The sequence below is a fragment of the Pseudomonas sp. MF5691 genome (genome assembly GCF_016405645.1).
GTDB lineage: Bacteria > Pseudomonadota > Gammaproteobacteria > Pseudomonadales > Pseudomonadaceae > Aquipseudomonas > Aquipseudomonas shahriarae.
The window spans coordinates 1-19,193 of record NZ_JAEKDC010000017.1 but is presented as its reverse complement, the minus strand read 5'-3'; the positions used below and the strand labels follow the sequence as shown (position 1 = coordinate 19,193).

The 19,193-nt window shown below is 60.8% G+C and carries 20 protein-coding genes; 12 read left to right on the top strand and 8 right to left on the bottom strand.

The window, feature by feature from the left end:
• Window positions 1-106: 106 nt before the first annotated feature.
• Together ahpC and ahpF are read left to right on the top strand one after the other, a co-directional pair.
• A complete protein-coding gene (gene ahpC / locus JFT44_RS21165; protein ID WP_010210361.1) occupies window positions 107-670 on the top strand; it encodes an alkyl hydroperoxide reductase subunit C in 564 nt (187 codons plus the stop codon).
• 125 nt (window positions 671-795) lie between these two features.
• The gene (ahpF, locus tag JFT44_RS21160) at window positions 796-2,349 is read left to right on the top strand and encodes an alkyl hydroperoxide reductase subunit F (protein WP_198831107.1); all 1,554 of its coding nucleotides are present in this window, start codon (window positions 796-798) and stop codon (window positions 2,347-2,349) included.
• A gap of 138 nt (window positions 2,350-2,487) precedes the next feature.
• Here ahpF and gloA read toward each other — a convergent pair whose 3' ends face one another.
• Complete coding sequence (gloA, locus tag JFT44_RS21155) at window positions 2,488-3,009, bottom strand: lactoylglutathione lyase (RefSeq protein ID WP_057440061.1); 522 nt, start codon at window positions 3,007-3,009, stop codon at window positions 2,488-2,490.
• A 192-nt stretch (window positions 3,010-3,201) separates the two neighbouring features.
• On the opposite strand from gloA, the gene JFT44_RS21150 reads away from it, so the two are divergent.
• Complete coding sequence (locus JFT44_RS21150) at window positions 3,202-3,738, top strand: DUF4946 domain-containing protein (protein ID WP_120732894.1); 537 nt, start codon at window positions 3,202-3,204, stop codon at window positions 3,736-3,738.
• Window positions 3,739-3,939: 201 nt separating this feature from the next.
• On the opposite strand, the gene JFT44_RS21145 is transcribed toward JFT44_RS21150, so the two are convergent.
• Together JFT44_RS21145 and JFT44_RS21140 are read right to left on the bottom strand one after the other, a co-directional pair.
• Window positions 3,940-4,305, bottom strand: coding sequence for a histone-like nucleoid-structuring protein, MvaT/MvaU family (locus tag JFT44_RS21145; protein ID WP_029294664.1), 366 nt, complete (start codon window positions 4,303-4,305; stop codon window positions 3,940-3,942).
• 197 nt (window positions 4,306-4,502) lie between these two features.
• Window positions 4,503-6,044, bottom strand: coding sequence for an EAL domain-containing protein (locus JFT44_RS21140; RefSeq protein WP_169990256.1), 1,542 nt, complete (start codon window positions 6,042-6,044; stop codon window positions 4,503-4,505).
• 353 nt (window positions 6,045-6,397) lie between these two features.
• On the opposite strand from JFT44_RS21140, the gene JFT44_RS21135 reads away from it, so the two are divergent.
• From JFT44_RS21135 to hppD, 3 genes are all read left to right on the top strand, one after another.
• Window positions 6,398-6,667 carry a fimbrial protein gene (locus tag JFT44_RS21135; RefSeq protein ID WP_162947726.1) on the top strand — a complete coding sequence of 90 codons (270 nt, stop codon included), beginning with the start codon at window positions 6,398-6,400 and terminating at the stop codon, window positions 6,665-6,667.
• On the top strand, window positions 6,633-7,271 hold the full coding sequence (locus JFT44_RS21130) for a fimbria/pilus periplasmic chaperone (protein ID WP_307830399.1): 639 nt from the start codon (window positions 6,633-6,635) through the stop codon (window positions 7,269-7,271). Before JFT44_RS21135 ends, JFT44_RS21130 begins: the two co-directional genes overlap by 35 nt.
• Window positions 7,272-7,566: 295 nt before the next feature.
• Window positions 7,567-8,643 carry a 4-hydroxyphenylpyruvate dioxygenase gene (gene hppD, locus JFT44_RS21125; RefSeq protein WP_057440066.1) on the top strand — a complete coding sequence of 359 codons (1,077 nt, stop codon included), beginning with the start codon at window positions 7,567-7,569 and terminating at the stop codon, window positions 8,641-8,643.
• A 49-nt stretch (window positions 8,644-8,692) separates the two neighbouring features.
• On the opposite strand, the gene rarD is transcribed toward hppD, so the two are convergent.
• Window positions 8,693-9,574 (bottom strand): EamA family transporter RarD, encoded by an 882-nt coding sequence (gene rarD / locus JFT44_RS21120; protein ID WP_057440120.1) that lies wholly within the window; start codon window positions 9,572-9,574, stop codon window positions 8,693-8,695.
• Window positions 9,575-9,708: 134 nt separating this feature from the next.
• On the opposite strand from rarD, the gene JFT44_RS21115 reads away from it, so the two are divergent.
• Complete coding sequence (locus tag JFT44_RS21115) at window positions 9,709-10,185, top strand: Lrp/AsnC family transcriptional regulator (protein ID WP_120732899.1); 477 nt, start codon at window positions 9,709-9,711, stop codon at window positions 10,183-10,185.
• 32 nt (window positions 10,186-10,217) lie between these two features.
• Here JFT44_RS21115 and JFT44_RS21110 read toward each other — a convergent pair whose 3' ends face one another.
• Both JFT44_RS21110 and JFT44_RS21105 read right to left on the bottom strand, forming a co-directional pair.
• Window positions 10,218-11,228, bottom strand: coding sequence for an aldo/keto reductase (locus JFT44_RS21110; RefSeq protein ID WP_198831106.1), 1,011 nt, complete (start codon window positions 11,226-11,228; stop codon window positions 10,218-10,220).
• A 128-nt stretch (window positions 11,229-11,356) separates the two neighbouring features.
• Entirely contained in the window at window positions 11,357-12,259 is a 903-nt protein-coding gene (locus tag JFT44_RS21105; RefSeq protein ID WP_120732901.1) for a LysR family transcriptional regulator, read from the bottom strand.
• Between the two features lie 101 nt (window positions 12,260-12,360).
• On the opposite strand from JFT44_RS21105, the gene JFT44_RS21100 reads away from it, so the two are divergent.
• Window positions 12,361-13,065, top strand: a complete 705-nt coding sequence (locus tag JFT44_RS21100; protein WP_169990260.1) for an SDR family oxidoreductase — start codon at window positions 12,361-12,363, stop codon at window positions 13,063-13,065.
• 114 nt (window positions 13,066-13,179) lie between these two features.
• On the opposite strand, the gene JFT44_RS21095 is transcribed toward JFT44_RS21100, so the two are convergent.
• Window positions 13,180-14,490: an MFS transporter gene (locus JFT44_RS21095; RefSeq protein ID WP_032860575.1), complete on the bottom strand. Its 1,311-nt coding sequence runs from the start codon at window positions 14,488-14,490 to the stop codon at window positions 13,180-13,182.
• Between the two features lie 170 nt (window positions 14,491-14,660).
• On the opposite strand from JFT44_RS21095, the gene JFT44_RS21090 reads away from it, so the two are divergent.
• The 3 genes from JFT44_RS21090 to JFT44_RS21080 all read left to right on the top strand — a co-directional run bounded on the left by JFT44_RS21090 (window position 14,661) and on the right by JFT44_RS21080 (window position 17,595).
• Window positions 14,661-15,761 carry a sugar diacid recognition domain-containing protein gene (locus tag JFT44_RS21090; protein WP_057959635.1) on the top strand — a complete coding sequence of 367 codons (1,101 nt, stop codon included), beginning with the start codon at window positions 14,661-14,663 and terminating at the stop codon, window positions 15,759-15,761.
• A gap of 112 nt (window positions 15,762-15,873) precedes the next feature.
• On the top strand, window positions 15,874-17,022 hold the full coding sequence (locus tag JFT44_RS21085; protein WP_169990273.1) for a glycerate kinase: 1,149 nt from the start codon (window positions 15,874-15,876) through the stop codon (window positions 17,020-17,022).
• Window positions 17,023-17,082: 60 nt separating this feature from the next.
• Window positions 17,083-17,595: a GNAT family N-acetyltransferase gene (locus JFT44_RS21080; protein ID WP_115128132.1), complete on the top strand. Its 513-nt coding sequence runs from the start codon at window positions 17,083-17,085 to the stop codon at window positions 17,593-17,595.
• Here JFT44_RS21080 and JFT44_RS21075 read toward each other — a convergent pair.
• Window positions 17,583-18,284 (bottom strand): aspartate/glutamate racemase family protein, encoded by a 702-nt coding sequence (locus tag JFT44_RS21075; protein WP_128593739.1) that lies wholly within the window; start codon window positions 18,282-18,284, stop codon window positions 17,583-17,585. The two genes, JFT44_RS21080 and JFT44_RS21075, sit on opposite strands and share 13 nt — an antisense overlap.
• A 119-nt stretch (window positions 18,285-18,403) precedes the next feature.
• On the opposite strand from JFT44_RS21075, the gene JFT44_RS21070 reads away from it, so the two are divergent.
• On the top strand, window positions 18,404-18,898 hold the full coding sequence (locus JFT44_RS21070) for a hypothetical protein (RefSeq protein WP_057440074.1): 495 nt from the start codon (window positions 18,404-18,406) through the stop codon (window positions 18,896-18,898).
• The last annotated feature ends 295 nt before the right edge of the window (window positions 18,899-19,193 follow it).

Genomic DNA, 19,193 nt, shown 5'->3' with positions numbered 1-19,193 from the left:
GATAGCCAAAACCAATCGGCGGCATCAGGTTTGGCAATGAGCCATCGGCGATGAGACTGGGTAGGATTCACCCATCAACTTACTAACCCCTGACGGAGAGTCAACGATGCCTATCATCAACAGCCAAGTAAAACCGTTCAAAGCCACCGCTTACAAAAACGGCAACTTCGTAGACGTGTCGGACGCTGACCTGAAAGGCAAGTGGTCTGTCGTGTTCTTCTACCCAGCCGACTTCACCTTCGTCTGCCCAACCGAACTGGAAGACCTGGCTGACAACTACGCCGAATTCCAGAAGCTGGGCGTCGAGATCTACAGCGTGTCCACCGACACCCACTTTGCCCACGCTGCCTGGCACAACACTTCGCCAGCCATCGGCAAAATCCAGTACACCATGATCGGCGACCCAACCCTGACCATCTCCCGCAACTTCGACGTGCTGATCGAAGAAGCTGGCCTGGCAGACCGTGGCACCTTCGTGATCAACCCTGAAGGCCAGATCAAGATCGTTGAACTGAACGACGGCGGTGTTGGCCGTGACGCTTCCGAGCTGCTGCGCAAAATCAAGGCCGCCCAGTACGTCGCTGCCCACCCAGGCGAAGTGTGCCCAGCCAAGTGGAAAGAAGGTGAGGCTACCCTGGCTCCGTCCCTGGACCTGGTCGGCAAGATCTAAGTCTGTGAAGTATCAAGGGCGGATTGCCGCACCTTAAGTAAGCCGCACCGCCCTCAAAAACGCCCGGGCGAGATTCGCTCGGGCGTTTTTTTTACCGAATTGATTTGAAATAGGAAATCGCCCGTATGTTGGACGCCAATCTTAAAGCTCAGTTGAAGTCATACCTGGAGCGGGTCACCCAGCCGATCGAGATCGTTGCCTCCCTCGACGACGGTGCGAAATCCCAGGAAATGCTTGCTCTTTTGCAGGACGTAACCAGCCTCACCACGCTGATTACCCTGAAAACCGATGGCAATGATGGGCGCAAACCGTCGTTCTCCATCAACCGCCCGGGTGCCGATATCAGCCTGCGTTTTGCCGGCATCCCCATGGGCCATGAATTCACTTCGTTGGTGCTGGCCCTGCTGCAAGTCGGTGGCCACCCGTCGAAGGCCAGTGTCGAAGTGATTGAACAGATTCGCAGCCTTAAAGGTGAGTTCAACTTCGAGACTTACTTCTCGCTGTCCTGCCAGAACTGCCCGGACGTGGTCCAGGCGCTGAACCTGATGGCCGTGCTCAACCCCAACATCCGCCACGTGGCCATTGATGGCGCACTGTTTCAGGCGGAAGTCGACGAGCGCCAGATCATGGCGGTGCCCAGCGTCTACCTCAACGGTGTGAACTTCGGCCAGGGTCGCATGGGGCTGGAAGAAATCCTCGCCAAGCTCGACACCAGCGGTATCGAAAAGGCCGCCGAGAAAATCAGCGCCAAGGACGCGTTCGATGTGCTGGTCGTCGGTGGTGGTCCGGCCGGTTCTGCCGCCGCGATCTACGCCGCGCGTAAAGGTATTCGTACCGGTGTGGCCGCCGAACGTTTTGGTGGGCAAGTACTGGACACCATGTCCATCGAGAACTTTATCTCGGTGCAGGAAACCGAAGGCCCGAAACTCGCCAGCGCCCTGGAAGCCCACGTGCGTCAGTACGACGTGGACATCATGAACCTGCAGCGCGCCAGCAGCCTGATCCCGGCGAAAAATCCCGGTGAGTTGCATGAAATTCGCTTTGAAAGCGGTGCGACCCTCAAGTCCAAGACCGTGATCCTGGCCACCGGTGCCCGCTGGCGCGAAATGGGGGTGCCGGGCGAGCAGGAATACAAGGCCAAGGGTGTGTGCTTCTGCCCGCACTGCGATGGTCCGCTGTTCAAGGGCAAGCGCGTGGCGGTGATCGGTGGCGGTAACTCCGGCGTTGAAGCAGCCATCGACCTGGCCGGTATTGTCAGCCACGTGACCTTGCTGGAGTTCGACAGCAAGTTGCGCGCCGACGCCGTATTGCAGCGCAAGCTCTACAGCCTGCCGAACGTTGACGTGATCACCAGTGCGCTGACCAGTGAAGTCAAAGGTGATGGCCAGAAGGTTACTGGCCTGGCGTACAAAGACCGCGATACCGGCGAGTTCAGGACCGTCGACCTGGAAGGTATCTTTGTACAGATCGGCCTGTTGCCTAACACCGATTGGCTCAAGGGCACCGTGGAGCTGTCGCCCCGTGGCGAGATCATTGTCGATGCCCGTGGCGAGACCTCACTGCCCGGCGTGTTTGCCGCCGGTGACGTCACCACCGTGCCGTACAAGCAGATCGTGATTGCGGTGGGCGAGGGCGCCAAGGCTTCCCTGAGTGCTTTTGATTACCTGATCCGAGCGTAAGGCCCGATACTAAAAAACCCATGAGTGATCATGGGTTTTTTGTGGGTGTTGCTTTTGTGGGAGCTGGCCTGCGAGGCAGGCGACTCGGCGCGACCGTTACACCACGGTGATACGCTCCTACAGGGGCAACAAACCGGTTTACAGCGGCGCTGGCTGAATGATCTCAACCCAGTACGCATCCGGATCCTTGATAAACGCCAGGCTTTTCATCCGCCCATCGGTCAGGCGCTTCTGGAAATCACAGCCCAGGGCTTCAAAGCGTTCGCAGGCCGCGACGATATCCGGCACCGAAATGCAGATATGGCCAAACCCGCGCGGGTCGGTGTTGCCATTGTGGTAGGCGAAGTCGGCATCGTTTTCGGTGCCGTGGTTGTGGGTCAGTTCCAGGATGCCCGGGATCGACTTCATCCACTGGGTGCGCGCGGCGGCATCGGCTGGAATCTGCGCCTTGTCGACCAGGGCGAGGAAGTACAGGCTGAATTCGGCTTCCGGGAAGTCGCGTTTTTCAACCAGGGAAAAACCCAGGACGCGGGTATAGAAGTCCAGGGACTTAGTGATGTCCTTGACCCGCAGCATGGTGTGGTTGAACACGAAGTTCGAAGTGGCGGTGTCGGGTTGGGCGGTGACGCCCGGGAAGGTGTTCAATTCGTGCAGGCTCATGGGCCCTCCAGAAAAAATGGGGCAGACGCAGCTCGTGATTTGAGCGATCCCTTGGCGTGCGGCAGATCCGTGTAGCCGGATCATGATACGCAAGCTGCACCGGCCGCGCCAAATGAAAAACGCACCCGGGCCTTGCGGCCATCCCCTCGGCGGGCTCAAACTTTGCGGCTTGAACTTCGAGTGTTTTTTGCAATGAGCCGATTGAACAAACCATTGTTGGCCGCCTTGTGGCTTGTCTTGGGCAGCACCGTTGCACTGGCGGCAGACCCCGAGATTCATTGGCCCAGCGGCTGGCAGGTGGAGGAGGTGGTGGCGGATGCCGATGCGCCAGCCACGCCGTCACCGGTGTCGCGCCAGCGCGCGATCAAGAACGATGAGAACGGCGAGACGCTGATGGTCATGGAGTTGACGGGTACGCCGATCGAGCCTGGGCATGTGGTCAATCTGCAAGGGGTGTTGCTGGAGATGCGCAAGTCCATCCAGAAGGACTTTGCCCGCAGTGGTTATCAAAGTGTCTGCAACAAGATTCACTCAAGCACCTTAAGTCATCTTGAGGCGCTGGAAACTACCTGCGTGATTACCGAGAACGGTCGGCATGTGCTCTCGCAAACACTGGTGGGTGCTGTCGATACGAATAAGGCCTATGTTTTTTCATATGCCGGGCAAGCCGCTGCCTATGAGTCGAGCAAGGAAGAAGTCAGCTCGGTACGTGCAAGCCTGAAACTTTGATCGGCGATGGCTAGATGCCTGACATGGCACATTGACAGAAAAACCCATAACTACAGGACTGCGGTGTACAGCGGCTGTTCGGCGAATGTCTTCGAAGTGGAGTGTATTTCAAAGTTCACTTTCGCACGCGGCAGCGTTTGAAATCGAGGCGCAAAAACAAAAAGCCCCGCATCAGCGGGGCTTTTTATTAGTGCGCCTGTATTAGCCGCGCAGCCAGGAATCTACAGTGGCAGCGCCATACTGTTCTTTCCAGGCCTTCAAGCCGCGGTGGTTGCCGCCCTTGGTTTCAATCAGTTCACCCGTATGCGGGTTGTGATACACCTTGACCACGCGTGCGCGGCGGGTTTTGGGGGCGGCTGCCACTTGGATCCCCGACTTGCCTGGGTTTGGATCAAGGATGGAGATGATGTCGCGCAGGCTCTTGCCGTAGGTTTTCATCAGCCCTTGAAGCTTTTCTTCAAATTCGATTTCTTTCTTCAGGCCAGCGTCGTTCTTCAGGGATTCCAGCTGGGCAAGCTGTTCTTGAAGGGCTTTTTCTGCGGCACGAAATTCGGCGAGTCTGGACAAAATATTTACTCCAATAGTGTATTTGGCTGATACCCACTGCAAACAAAGCTATAAGCCAAGAGCCTCAGCATGACTCGGTAAAAGTGGTTCTCCTGCCGATTCGGCGCAGGCAGGAAAAATTGTAGTAGTTAATGCGCCACGAGTAAATCACGTCTTTTGTATAAATAACAATTTTTCATCTGATGCTAGATGGATATTCAATCGCGCCGCAAAGATTTAATGAATGCGTCAAAAGGCTCCGGGCGACCAAACAGGTAGCCCTGCAAGAAGTCCACACCTTGCGCGGCCAGATAGTCACATTGCTCTTGGGTTTCCACGCCTTCGGCGACGATGCCCAAATCAAGCTTGCCGGATAACTCAATGATGCTGTCGAGTATATGCCGCGATAACGCATCGGCTCCGATCATGGCCACAAAGCTTTGATCAATCTTCAAGTAGTCAACATTGAAGTTGCGCAAATAACCCAGGCTGGAGTGGCCGGTGCCGAAGTCATCAATGGCGATCATCACGCCCAGTTCGTGCAGGGCCTGGAACAGCTGGCGGGTGACCTCGGTGGGTTCGATCAGTTCGCGCTCGGTCAACTCCAGCGTCAATAGTACCTGGCCCGGCTTGAAGGCGGCGAGGAACTCCCGGCAGTCCTGCACCAACACCAGATCCTGGCAATGCCGGGCGGTGATATTGATCCCCACATGGAAATTGCTGCCCAGGCGATCGGCATGGGGCGCCAGTTGTGTGGCGACCTGGCGCATCAAGGCGCGGGTCATGGGCACGATCAGCCCGGAGTGCTCGGCCAGGGGGATAAACAGGTCGGGGCGCACCAGGCCTTCCTTGGGGTGCTGCCAGCGCATCAGGACTTCACAGCCGGCCCATTGAAGGTTATCGCCACGAACCACCGGTTGGTAATACGGCACGAACTCATTGGCGCCCAGCGCCCGCTGCAGTTCGTGGGTGGGGGCGGAGGAGCGTTTTTGCACCCAGTGCGCCAGTACGCCGGCCAGCACGCCGAAAAACACCAGCAGGCTGAACAGCGCCGGGTAGCGGGCTTCCATATACCGCCAGACTTCCCCTTCGGGCATGCCGGCTTCCACGCTGTACGCGTAGCGCTGGGAGGCGAGGTGCTGGTGGGCCACGGGAAACTCCGGCGGCGCACTGTTTTTGACTTTTCCGTCGCTGCCCAACCAATTGGGGCCGACCTGCAACACCAGGTCCGCGTAGCGGCTGATCAGGCGCAGGGCATTGGTCAGGTGGTAACCGTCAATCGAAGCAAACGCAGCCTTGTCGCCCTCCACCAGCCGGTACACCAACAGGGCGGTATCGGGGGTGACCGGGTTGCCATTCATCAGCCACAGGCGACCCTCGACGTAGTCGTCAGGATTGACCGCAGACACGTGGGTGTCACCAAACAGCGAGGTGCAATAAATGGATTTTTTCCACGACAAGGTGGTTGCGCGTACAAAGGGGCGCCGTGTGACTTGCTCGCGCAGCGCCAGTTGCACCGCGTTGTCACAGGCCTTGCCCGCCAGCGGCAGCAGTTCCTGGGCGGCACGGGCGGTGTTGTCGAGCATCAGGTCGAATTGGCGCACGGCCTCGGTCGCCGTCTGCGACGTGCTGTGCTCCAGGGTGCGTTTGGCCTGGAGGTGCAGGATGGCCACTCCCAGCAGAATCGGCAGCAGGCCGCACAGGACCGTGATCAAGGAGCGGGCGGCGCGCTTGCGCGGACCTTTGAGGGTAAGTGGCATTTACGCAGCCTGTAGCAAAGTGAGGGAAGGGCCTGGTAGCGGCTACAGGCAGTACGTCTGAAGTAACAATGATAGTTGGTCTATGGCATTAGCAAAGCGTAGACCTAACGACTTGGTTAGTTGTGCGTGTTTTTTAATCTTGCCAAACTTTGCAACATATTTTGACGAGAAAAAATTGTTTGGTCTATTGCGTTGTTGCTTGGATCAGTGCCTGTCAGAAAAAACTTCAGTCTCGTGAAGAGGCTGCCATTCAAGAACCAACAGTTTTGCTGCATTGAGCTCGAACTCGGCGGGCGGGCTTGTGCCTGCGCGTCGTCTGACCGGGGCTCGCCTTAACCCTTAGGAACACGTGTATGAAAAACCATGTCCTGGCGATTGCCTTGCTGCTTGCTTGCGGGCTTGCCGTACCGTTGGCCACTGCCGCCGATGGCACCATCACCCTGACCGGCGAAATCACCGGCACCACCTGCACGATCAGTGGCGGGACCGGTGGTGTCGCGGGCTCCGGTGCGAACTTTCCGGTGGTCCTGGACAAAGTGCAAGCCAGCGCTCTGCCTGTGCCTGGTCTTCGGGCAGGCACAGGCCGGGGTGATCATCAGTGGCACCCGGCAGATTTACCCTGAGCCGCGCAGGGAAATCACCGTGCAGGTGAGCAACGATGACGCGCATGCCGCGCGCCTGGTGCAGGTGTGGCTGGATGGCGGTGATGCACGGCTGACTGCCGAGCACAGTGAGGTGCCGTTCACCCTCAGCCCGCCGGTGTTTCGCCTGGATCCGGGCAAGAGCCAGGCCATACGCCTGGCGTATACCCAGGAACCGCTGCCCAGGGACAGGGAATCGCTGTTCTGGCTCAACGTGCTGGAGGTGCCGCCCGCGACCCGCCAGCCGGAAGCATTCGCGGCTGCAGAGCGCCAGAACCAGTTGCGTTTCGCCTTTCGCATTCGCACCAAGGTGTTTTTCCGGCCCCAGGGCTTGTCGGGTAGCCCCCTGGATGCGCCGGGGCAACTGATCTGGACGCTGCACACCGGCAAACCGGCGGTCCTGCGTGTCTTCAACCCGTCGCCTTTCCGTGTGACGTTCCATGACGTCGCGTTGGTCGTGGGCGGGCAGGTAGTCCCCAGCGATCAGCAGGGCATGGTTGCCCCCCAGGCCAGCCTGGATCTTGCCCTGCCACCCCTGATGCAACCCGCGCCCGTTGATCCTGCCGGGCATCTATCTGGGCAATAAACCCCTTGCGCCCGCCTGGGCATAGGGATTTGATAAGGAATACGGACAAAGCTGTTTACGCTGTGTAGAATCGGTTTACGCATACAAGAATAAGCGCCTGTTTCCATGCAGGCCTCGTCCGTCAGAGACGCCCGTAAGAGAATGACTCAACCATGAAGCTACTCGGGTTCCAACTCATCTACGGTGACTTCCTCGCCCGCAGCGTGCGGGGCATTTCCTGTGCGCCACCTGCTCACCTCATCCTTGCTGGCAATTAATTTACTTAATTCTAAAAAAGATGATGAGGCGCCAAATCATGGCAGATCTATACGAAAACCCAATGGGCCTGATGGGCTTTGAATTTATCGAATTCGCATCGCCGACCCCGGGTACCCTGGAGCCGATCTTCGAGATCATGGGCTTCACCAAGGTGGCAACCCACCGCTCGAAAAACGTGCACCTGTACCGTCAGGGCGCGATCAACCTGATCCTCAACAACGAACCCCACAGCATCGCTTCGTACTTTGCCGCCGAGCACGGTCCGTCGGTGTGTGGCATGGCGTTCCGCGTCAAGGATTCGCAACAGGCCTATACCCGTGCCCTGGAGCTGGGTGCCCAGCCGATCCATATCGAAACCGGCCCGATGGAGCTGAACCTGCCGGCCATCAAGGGCATCGGCGGCTCGCCGCTGTACCTGATCGACCGTTTCGGTGAAGGCAACTCGATCTACGATATCGACTTCGTGTTTATCGAAGGCGTGGACCGCAACCCAGTGGGCGCCGGCCTGAAGGTCATCGACCACCTGACCCACAACGTCTATCGCGGGCGTATGGTCTATTGGGCCAACTTCTACGAGAAGCTGTTCAACTTCCGCGAAGCGCGCTACTTCGACATCAAGGGCGAATACACCGGCCTGACCTCCAAGGCCATGAGCGCCCCGGATGGCATGATCCGCATCCCGTTGAACGAAGAGTCGTCCAAAGGCGCCGGCCAGATCGAAGAGTTCCTGATGCAGTTCAACGGCGAGGGCATCCAGCACGTAGCCTTCCTCACCGACGACCTGATCAAGACCTGGGACGCGTTGAAGAAGATCGGCATGCGCTTCATGACCGCGCCGCCGGACACCTACTACGAGATGCTCGAAGGCCGCCTGCCAAACCACGGCGAACCGGTGGAGCAGTTGCAGTCGCGGGGTATCTTGCTGGACGGTTCGTCCGTGGCCGGCGACAAGCGCCTGCTGTTGCAGATCTTCTCGGAAACCCTGATGGGCCCGGTGTTCTTCGAATTCATCCAGCGCAAGGGTGATGACGGTTTCGGCGAAGGCAACTTCAAGGCCCTGTTCGAGTCGATCGAGCGTGACCAGGTTCGTCGTGGTGTGTTGACCACCGACTGATCCTAGCCCCCTGTAGGAGCCGGCTTGCCGGCTCCTACACCTTTCCCGTTCAAGCCCGGCGCTGACGCACCAGATGCTTGAACCCTTCGAACACCAGCACCATCACCGCCAGCCAGATCGGGATATAGGTCAGCCATTCACCCGGCCCGATGCTTTCCCCTAGCAGCAACGCCACCCCCAGCAACAGCACCGGTTCCACATAGCTGAGCAGGCCGAACAGGCTGAACGCCAACAGGCGGCTGGCGATGATGTAGCACACCAGCGCCGAAGCACTGATCAGCCCGAGCATCGGGATCAATCCATACAGCCCTTTGTGTGCATCCAGCACGGCGAAGCCCTGTTCGCCACTTTGAACAAACCACAAGGCCACCGGCAGCATCAGCGCCATATCCAGCCACAGGCCGCCCAGCTGATCGGTGCCCAGGCGTTTGCGCAGCACGAAGTAGATCGGGTAACCGATGATCACCAGCAGCGTCGCCCAGGAAAAACCACCCACCTGGTACAACTCGTTAAGCACGCCAATCGCCGCAAACACCACTGCGATCAGCTGCAATCGCGAGAGTTTTTCGCCATACACCAGGCGCCCGGTCAGGACCATGGTCAGCGGCAGCAGGAAGTAGCCCAGGGACACATCCAGGCTGCGGCCATTGAGCGGCGCCCACATAAACAGCCACAGTTGCACCCCCAGCAGCACCGACGACAGCACAATCCCACCGATCAGCCGTGGCTTGCCCGCAAGCAATCGCAGCAATTGCCACACCTGACGCCACTCGCCGCTGACCACCATAAATACCGTCATGCACGGCACGGTCAGCAGCATGCGCCAGCCGAAAATTTCCAGGCCACTCAAGGGCGCAAGCAGTGATGTGAAGTAATACATCACGGCAAACAACACCGAGGCCGCTACCGATAAAACAACACCTTTAGACACACAGTCCTCGCCAAACCGATTCAAACAAAAGAGGGGGGGAATTTCAGGTGGGAATATATTGCTTTTGAGGTGAGACGTTTGCTCTGTTTTACGGCATCTTATGGGAAATTTTCTCACCTCCAAGGTTCGCCAGCATGCCCGTCAGCCCCCAGCCGCCCCTGGATGATTTCGACCGCGCGATTCTCAAGCACCTGCAACGCGACAACACCACCGCGCTGCGTGTGATTGGCGAACAGGTCAACCTGTCGACCGCCGCCGTGCAGCGGCGCATCAAGCGCATGGAGCAGAGCGGGGCGATCAGCGCGAATACGGCGGTGGTCAATCAGGATGCAGTGGGCAAGCCGATCACGATCCTGGTGGAGGTGCACGCCGAACGCACCCACATCGAGGACCTCGATGTGCTCAAGGTGCAGATGTCGATCCCCGAGGTGCAGCAGTGCTATTACGTCACCGGCGATGCGGACTTTATGCTGGTGATTGTGGTGGAGACCATGAAGGCCTACGAAACCCTGGCCCGCACGCTGTTCTACGAGAACCGCAATATCAAATGGTTTCGCAGCATCGTGGTGATGGACCGGGTCAAGGTCAGCCTGGATGTGCCGCTGGGCTGATGTGGGAGCAGGCAGCCAGCTCCCACAGGGGCTCAGGGGCGGTGGATGCGCCCGGAAACAAAATGCCCCACATCATTGAATCCCGGTGTCGACGCATGCCCCGGCGTCACCAGTGAGTCAATAAACGCCTCATCCTCAGCACTGATCTTCACATCGAGCGCCCCGGTATAGGCATCCCACTGCGCCTCAGTGCGCGGCCCGACAATCGCCGAGCTGACCGCCTGGTTGTTCAAAACCCAGGCAATCGCAAACTCGACAATCCCCACGCCACGGCCTTGGGTGTATTGCTGGATCTGCTGGGCAATGCGCAGCGATTCCACGCGCCATTCGGTTTCCAGGATGCGTTTGTCCTGGCGCGCAGCGCGGCTGCCGGCTTCGGGGCTGATATCCGGCGCGTACTTGCCACTGAGCACCCCGCGGGCCAGCGGGCTGTAGGGCACCACGCCCAGGCCATAGGCGGCTGCGGCGGTGATCTGCTCCACCTCGGCCTGGCGGTTGACGATGTTGTACAGCGGCTGGCTGATGATCGGCCGGTCGACCCCCAGGCGTTCGGCCACGCGCACCACTTCGGCGATGCGCCAGCCGCGGTAGTTGGACAGCCCCCAGTAACGGATCTTGCCCTGGCGGATCAGGTCGCCGATCGCCGAAATCGTGACGTCCAGTGGGGTGTCGTGGTCTTCGCGGTGCAGGTAGTAGATGTCCAGGTAGTCGGTGTCGAGCCGGGTGAGGCTGGCTTCCAGCGCGTTGAAAATGCGCTTGCGGTTCAGGCCGCTGCGGTTGGGCAGGCCATCCGGCGGGCCGAAGCCGACTTTGGAAGCGACGACCCAATCGACGCGATGGCGGCTGATGGCTTCACCGACGATTTCTTCCGAACGCCCGCCGGTGTAGACGTCGGCGCTGTCGATAAAGTTGATGCCCTGGTCCCAGGCCTTGTCGATGATACGCAGCGAGTCTTCGGTGTTGGTCTGTTCGCCAAACATCATGGTGCCCAGGGTCAAGGCGCTGACCTTGAGCCCGGACTGGCCCAGTGTGCGGTAAATCATGGAGGACTCCTCAAAAGCGCAGACAGTTGCTATGCAATACCAGAGAGCAAGGCTCTAGAACAAGCCCGACGTCGGTGGCTCGGTGCCTACCACCGCGTTGGCCACAGCGTTTTTGTGCCGTGTTCCGCTTATTCGGCGAGCAGTTCGCCAGCGCGCGCCTGCAAGAAGCGATGCAGCACTTTGACCCGCTCCGACACTTGCAGGCGATGGGGGCACATCAGGTTGAAGGGCGTGGGCTCGCCTTGCCATTCGCCGAACAACGGCACCAGGCGCCCGGCCTTGATATCACCGGCTACATCCAGGTTGGCCTTGTAGGCAATACCGTGGCCGGCCAGGGCCCAGCGCCGCACGATTTCCCCGTCATCACTGAGGTAGTCGCCGCCCACTTCGACCTCTTCCAGCAACGTGCCCTGGCGAAAATACCAGGTGCTGTTGGCCCGGCCCTGGCGCATGTAGCGCAGGGTGCTGTGCTGCGTCAGCTCGGCCGGCACCTGGGGTGTGCCGTGGCGTGCCAGGTACGCGGGGCTGGCGCAGGCGATACGGCGGTGATCGGCGACCACCGGCAGCGCCACCAGGCTGGAATCCCTTGGCACGCCAAAGCGCAGGGCGATGTCCACGGTTTCGCGGAACAGGTCGGCGTTGCTGTCGTTAAGCAGCAATTGCAGGCGGATATTCGGGTGTTCGCGCTTGAACTGGTCCAGCCAACCGAGCAGTACATTGCGTCCGAAATCCGAGGGCGCGGACAGTTGCAGCAAGCCGCTGAGGCTCTGGCCGTGTTGCTTGATCGCCTGTTCGCCTTCCGCCAGGGCTTCCAGGGCCACCCGCACGCTGTCCAGGTAGCGCCGGCCTTCTTCGGTGAGGCGCATGCTGCGGGTGGAGCGGGCCAGCAGGCGCATGCCCAGGCGGGTCTCCAAGCGTTTGAGGGCAATGCTGGCGGCGGCCGGGGTCAGGCTAAGGCTGCGGGCGGCCGCCGAGAGGCTGCCACTGTCGGCGGTGCGCACAAACACTTCCAGGTCAAGGATTGAGCTCATTTGTAAAAATCCTTTAAAGATCCTGTCGTTTTACCGGGATTTTTCCATGATTGCCAAGCTGGGAAGATGAACGCTCATTTTTTCAGGACGAGGCAGTTCCCATGACATCTCCCCTCAAGGGCCAAACCGTGGTGGTGATTGGCGGTAGCAGCGGCATTGGTGCCGAAGTCGCCCGACAGGCGGCATCCCGTGGCGCGCACGTGGTACTGGCCGGGCGACGCCTGTCGTCGACGGTCGACAACGGCGTGCGCAGCGAGCCGGTGGACGTCACCGACAGCGCCGCCCTGCAGCGCCTGTTCGAAGCGGTGGGGCGTTTTGATCACCTGGTGTTCACCTCGGGTCCGGCGGTCCAGGCCAAACACCTGCAGGACACCGACCTGCAACTGGCCCAGGACAACTTCAATGTGAAGCTCTGGGGCGCCTTGCGCGCAATCCAGCAGGCGCTGCCTTTTCTCGACGAGCGCGGCAGCATCGTCCTCACCTCGGGGCAGCTCGGGCGCAAGCTGGTGCCGGGGCAATTTATCAAGGTCGGCATCAATGCCGCGACCGAAGCGTTGGGCAAGCAGTTGGCCAAGGAACTGGCGCCACGGCGGGTCAATGTGGTCAGCCCAGGGGTGATCGACACGCCGGCATACGCGGGGATGCCTGAGGAACAGCGTCAGGGCATGTTCGCCAAGGCGGGTGGGGCGTTGCCGGTAGGGCGTGTGGGGCAGGCGGAGGAGGTGGCGGCGGGTTATTTGATGGCCATGGAAAATGGCTTTATGACCGGCAGCGTGATCGACATCGACGGCGGCGGTTTGCTGTAAACACCGAACCCAATGTGGCAGCGGGCTTGCCCGCGATGGCGGCGTGTCAGTCAATATATAGGACTGATCCACCGCTATCGCGGGCAAGCCCGCTCCCACATTTTTTGTGCCGTGTCAGGCCTTCAGGGTCCGGGTCATGCGCAACGCCAGCACACTACCCGCGACGATCACCGCCGCCAGCAGGTACAGCGCCAGGTCGGTGGACCCGGTGGCGTCTTTCACAAACCCCACCACATACGGGCTCAAGAAGCCCGCCATCTGGCCCATGGAGTTGATCAAAGCCAGGCCGCCCGCGGCCGCGCCGGCGCTGAGCATGGCGGTAGGCACCGGCCAAAACATCGGCAGGCCGGTGAGGGCGCCCATGGTGGCGATGGTCAGGCCAAGGATCGCAATGGCTGGGGTGGTGGCGAAGTTCACCGCGATGATCAGGCCCACAGCGCCCATCAGCATCGGCACCACCAGGTGCCAGCGGCGCTCTTTGCGCAGGTCGGCGGAGCGGCCCACCAGCAACATGAACACCGCCGCCAGCAGATAAGGGATCGCACTCAGCCAGCCGATCACCAGGTTATCGCTAAAGCCCATGTTCTTGATGATCGACGGCAGCCAGAAGTTGATGGCGTACACGCCGCTCTGGATGCAGAAGTAGATCAGGCCGAACGCCCAGATCGCCGGGTTCTTGAACACTTCCAGCAGCGAATCAGTGGTGGTCTTGGGCTTGTTGGCCAGGTCGGTGGCCTGGTCGGCCTCGAGCACTGCGCGCTCATGGGCGGTCAGCCATTTGGCGTTGGCGAAGCTGTCGCTGAGCAGGAAGTAGGCGAGGGCGCCGAGGATGACCGTCGGCACACCTTGCAGCAGGAACATCCACTGCCAGCCCGCGAGGCCACCCTGGCCCGCCGCGAAGTGGTTGAGGATCCAGCCGGAGAACGGGCTGCCGAGCAGGCCGGACACCGGGATTGCCGACATGAACAGCGCCATGATCCGCCCACGGCGGAAGGTCGGGAACCACTGCGAGAGGTACAGCACCACGCCTGGGAAAAAGCCCGCTTCAGCGGCACCGGTAAACAGGCGCAAGGTGTAGAAGTGCGTCGGCGTGGTCACAAACAGCAGGCAGGTGGACAGGGTGCCCCAGGTGATCATCATCAGCGCAATCCAGCGCCGTGGACCGAACTTGGTCAACGCCAGGTTGCTCGGCACGCCGCACAGCACGTAGCCGATAAAGAAGATCCCGGCCCCGAGGCCGTACACGGTCTCACTGAACTTCAAGGCGTCGAGCATCTGCAACTTGGCGAAGCCGACGTTGACGCGGTCCAGGTAGTTGAACAGGTAGCAGATGAAAATGAAGGGGATCAAGCGCAGGGTGATGCGCTTGTAGACGGCGTTTTTGTCGTCATCGTTGGCCAGGGTAGCGGCGGCGCTCTGTGACATGGCGTTCTCTCTTTATTATGATTTTTCGCGATGCGCGGGTAACGTTGATCGCCCCAAGAGTCTCGGTCACGGGACGGTGCCATGTCTTTGTGCCCCCGCACAGCGATCCATCCATTGCGCTGTGCCTTTGAACAATCGCGTAATGCAGCGCTTTCAAGGAATTTAGCCCCATGTTCGAACTCGATCATGACTTGGCGCAGGATATCGTCAATCGCACGATGGCCATTTTGCCCTATAACGTCAACGTCATGGACAGCCAGGGCCTGATCCTCGGCAGCGGCGAGCCGGAGCGCATCAACACCCGCCATGAAGGCGCGCAATTGGTCCTGGCCAACGGTCGCGTGGTGGAAATCGACAGCCAGACCGCCAAGCACCTCAAGGGTGTGGCGCCGGGGATCAACCTGCCGCTGCTGCATGATCAGCGCCTGATCGGCGTGCTGGGCATCAGTGGTGAACCGCAGTTGCTGCGCACCTATGCCGAACTGGTGCGCATGACCGCCGAGATGCTGGTCAGCCAGCGCCATCAACAGGCGGAGCAGCAATGGCGACGTCAACGTTGTGATGATCTGCTGGCGTTGCTGCTGGCCGACAGCGGCGAATCGCCGCGCCTGGTGGATGAGGCCCAGCAACTGGGGCTCAAGCCGCAGTTGCCGCGCACCCCCTATCTGTTTGAACTGGGCCCGGGGCAGACCGCCGAAGCCCTGGCAGCCTGGCTGGCCTCCCGATACCCGGACAGTTGGTGCGTCAGCTCCGCAGAGTTTTCGTTGCTGTGGTGCCGCCCGGCGGCGGTGCCGATGGACAACCCGCGCCTGCTGGAAAAACTCGAGGCCTCGGGCTGGAACATCCTGCGGGTCGCCGTGGGTGGCCAGGCCGATGGGTTGGCCGGCTTGCGCCGCTGTTATCGGCGGGTGGCGGACTTGCTCGCCTATGGCCGCGACGTACTGCCCCAGTCACGCCTGCTGACCCTCAACCGCTATCGGTTGCCGGTGATGCTCTGGCGCCATCGCAACGACGACGCCCTCGACGAACTGCTCAACCCGTTACGCAAGGTCCTGGCCAAGGACGCCAACGGCCAACTGCAGGCAACGCTGCGCAGCTGGTGCGAACACGACGGGCAAAGCCAAGCGTGCGCCGACGCCCTGGGCATCCACCGCAACAGCCTGCGCTACCGCATGGAGCGCATTGCCGAATTGAGCGGTGTCGATCCCCTGACCTTGGATGGCATGCTCGCGCTGTACCTGGGGGTGCAACTGCTGCCGCAAACCCTGTAGGAGGCGCTTTTGTAGAAATGAACAACAAACCCCTGCCACGCTTGTGCATTGGACAGGCGTCATTGCCGGTGCCAACTGGCAGCATGGGCGTCATAAAAACCGGAGAAAGCCCATGAAAGTCATCATCGCCCCCGACTCGTTCAAGGACAGCCTGAGTGCCGAAGGCGTGGCCCAGGCCATTGCCCAAGGGTTGGCCCAGGTCTGGCCGGATGCCGAACTGATCCAGTGCCCGATGGCGGACGGTGGTGAAGGCACGGTGGAGTCGGTGCTCGCGGCCTGCCACGGGCAATTGCGCAGTTGCACCGTGCAAGGCCCGTTGGGCGGCACCGTTGAGGCGCACTGGGGCTGGTTGGCTGAAAGTGCCACGGCAATCATCGAAATGGCCGAAGCCAGCGGCCTGCAACGGGTCCCGCCGGGGCAGCGTGATGCCTGCTCCAGCAGCACCTTCGGTACGGGTGAGCTGGTCCGCGCCGCCCTGGACGCCGGGGCCCAGCGGATCATCCTGGCGATCGGCGGCAGCGCCACCAATGACGGCGGCGCCGGAGCCATGCAGGCCCTGGGCGTGCAACTGCTCGACGCCCAAGGCACACCCCTTGCGCGCGGCGGCCTGGCCCTGGCGCAGCTGGCGCGGATCAAACTTGAGCAGTTGGACCCGCGCCTGGCCCAGGTGCGTTTCGACATCGCCGCCGACGTCAACAACCCCCTGTGCGGCCCCCACGGTGCCTCAGCGATTTTCGGCCCGCAAAAAGGCGCCAACCCACACCAAGTCGAGCAACTGGACCAGGCCCTCGGACACTTTGCCGACCACTGCGCCGAGGTGCTGCCCCGAGACGTGCGCGACGAGCCGGGCAGCGGCGCGGCCGGTGGTCTGGGCTTTGCCGCCAAGGCCTTCCTCGGCGCGCAGTTTTGCCCGGGTGTGGAGGTGGTCGCCGAACTGGTGGGCCTGGAACACGCCGTGCGCGGCGCCGACCTGGTGATCACCGGCGAAGGCCGCTTCGACGCACAGACCCTGCGCGGCAAAACCCCGTTTGGCGTGGCGCGGGTGGCCAAGCTGCACGGTGTTCCGGTGATCGTGATCGCTGGCACGCTGGGCGAGGGCTACGAGCAGATGTACGCCCATGGCGTCGACGCCGCGTTTGCTTTGCCTGGCGGGCCGATGAGCCTGGAGCAGGCCTGTAGCGAAGCACCGCGGTTGCTGCGTGAGCGGGCGGCGGATATTGCGCGGGTGTGGCGCTTGGGCGCGCAACGTAGCCGCGGATGACAGCGCTTGCTGTCGCCGCCTACACTGCTCGGCCACTTGTCTTTCAAAGGATGAAACACAATGCCTACACCTGATTCCACGATCGTGATCCAGCGCTTTGCCGAAAGCCATCTCGAAGGCATGCGTGCGCTCTACAACGACCCGGCCGTGTGCCGTCAGGTGCTGCAGATGCCGTTCCAGTCGCTGGAGGTGTGGCGCAAGCGCCTGGCCGATACCAATGAGCGACTGCTCAGGCTGGTGGCGGTGCAGGCGGGCGAGGTCATTGGTAACTGCACCCTGGAGCAATATGCGCGCAGTCGGCAAAGCCATGTCGGCAGTATCGGCATGGGGGTGGCCGTGGCCTGGCAGGGCAAGGGCGTGGGCACCCAACTGCTGGGCGCGGCGCTGGAGGTGGCCGACAACTGGATGAACCTGCACCGGGTGGAACTGACGGTGTATGTCGACAACGAGCCGGCCCAGGCGTTGTACCGCAAGTTCGGTTTCGAGACTGAAGGCCGGCTGCGCGATTACGCCGTGCGTGACGGCGTATTTGTCGACGCCCTGAGCATGGCCCGCCTGCGTCAGACCGCCTGATCCCCCAGGGCAAACGCCACCGCAGCCTGTGCATGCAGCTCGGTGGTGTCGAGCAACGGCAGGTGGCTGTGCTCGGGTTTGATCAGCAGGCCAATTTCGGTACACCCCAGGATAATCGCCTGGGCACCACGGGCTGCGAGGTTGGCAATGGCCTGCTGGTAAACCTGGCGTGAGGTCTCGCTAATCACCCCGACGCACAGCTCTTCATAAATGATCCGGTGCACGGCGTGGCGTTCTGCTGCGTCGGGCACCAGCACGTTCAAGCCCTGGGCTGCCAGGCGCGCCTTGAGAAAATCCTGTTCCATGGTAAACGCGGTGCCCAGCAGGCCGACGGTCAGGGTATCGGCCTTGACCGCCGCCGCGCCGGCCGCATCGGCAATATGCAGAAACGGCAGCGATACGGCGGCTTCGATCTGTGGCGCCAGCAGATGCATGGTGTTGGTACACAGCACGATGCAGTCGGCGCCACCGGCTTGCAGGCGGCGCGCGGCGTCTTGCAGGATCAGCGCCGCGTCATCCCAGCGCCCGGCGTGCTGGGCCTGTTCCACCGGACCGAAGTCGACGCTGTACAGCAGGATTTGTGCCGAGCGCAGCGGCCCCAACCGGTCGCGTACCTGCTGGTTGATGATCCGGTAATACTCGGCGCTGGACTCCCAGCTCATGCCGCCGATTAGGCCGATGGTGCGCATGCAAAGCTCCTCAAGCGAATAGGCGAAAGCCACACCTTACCCAACCAGTGAGCGTTAGTCATACGCGGCGCTGCTGCATCTGCCATGATCGTTGTTTGCAGTCCCCGAGGAACACCGCAATGGACGATGTACAGCAATTGGGCGAGATGCTTCGTCACTACGCCGACAGCGAAGCGCACAAGCGCCAGCAGTTCGAGGTGCAGTCAGCCCGCTGGACCCAGAAAATCACTGAGCTGTACGGCGAGATCGAGCAGTGGTTGGCGCCGGTCAAGCGTGATGGTTTGCTGGAGGTGCAGCGTGAGGCTTATGTGGCGTCTGGCCCAAGCGTGCCGGTGGAGACGTCGACTTTCAAGACCGAGAAACTGACCATTCATATCGCAGGCAAACCGGTGGAGTTTGTGCCGGATGTGATGGGGGCGGGTGGGTTGATTTCGTTGTCGGTCATGGGGCTGACTGCTGCTCGCTACGGCAGTATTTCGCTGGTGTTGTTGCCGGGGAATGATGATTGGCTGTGGAAGAAAACCAATGGTTTGAAAGACCCGGACACGTTCACCTTTGATGCCAATTTTCTGGCCTTGCAGTTGCAGAGCCTGATTCCGCGCGAACGGGGCTGATCCCCGGGCAAATGTGGTAGCGGGCTTTTGTGGGCTTGTGTGGGAGCGGGCTTGCCCGCGATAGCGGTGTGTCAGGCAAGTGTTCCTAACCTGAGATACCGCCATCGCGGCGTGAGTCTCTACACCACTCTTTTCTGGGTTTGTGTACATATCCGTTGCTGCGGTCACGGCGGCTATTGGTTCCGCCCTTACGTGAACTGCCCCCCGAATGTTGGACACCTGACCCCTCGGGAGGGTGTTCCATGACGAAATACAACCTAGCGCTCAAGCAATCACTGATTGAAGAGTGTCTGTC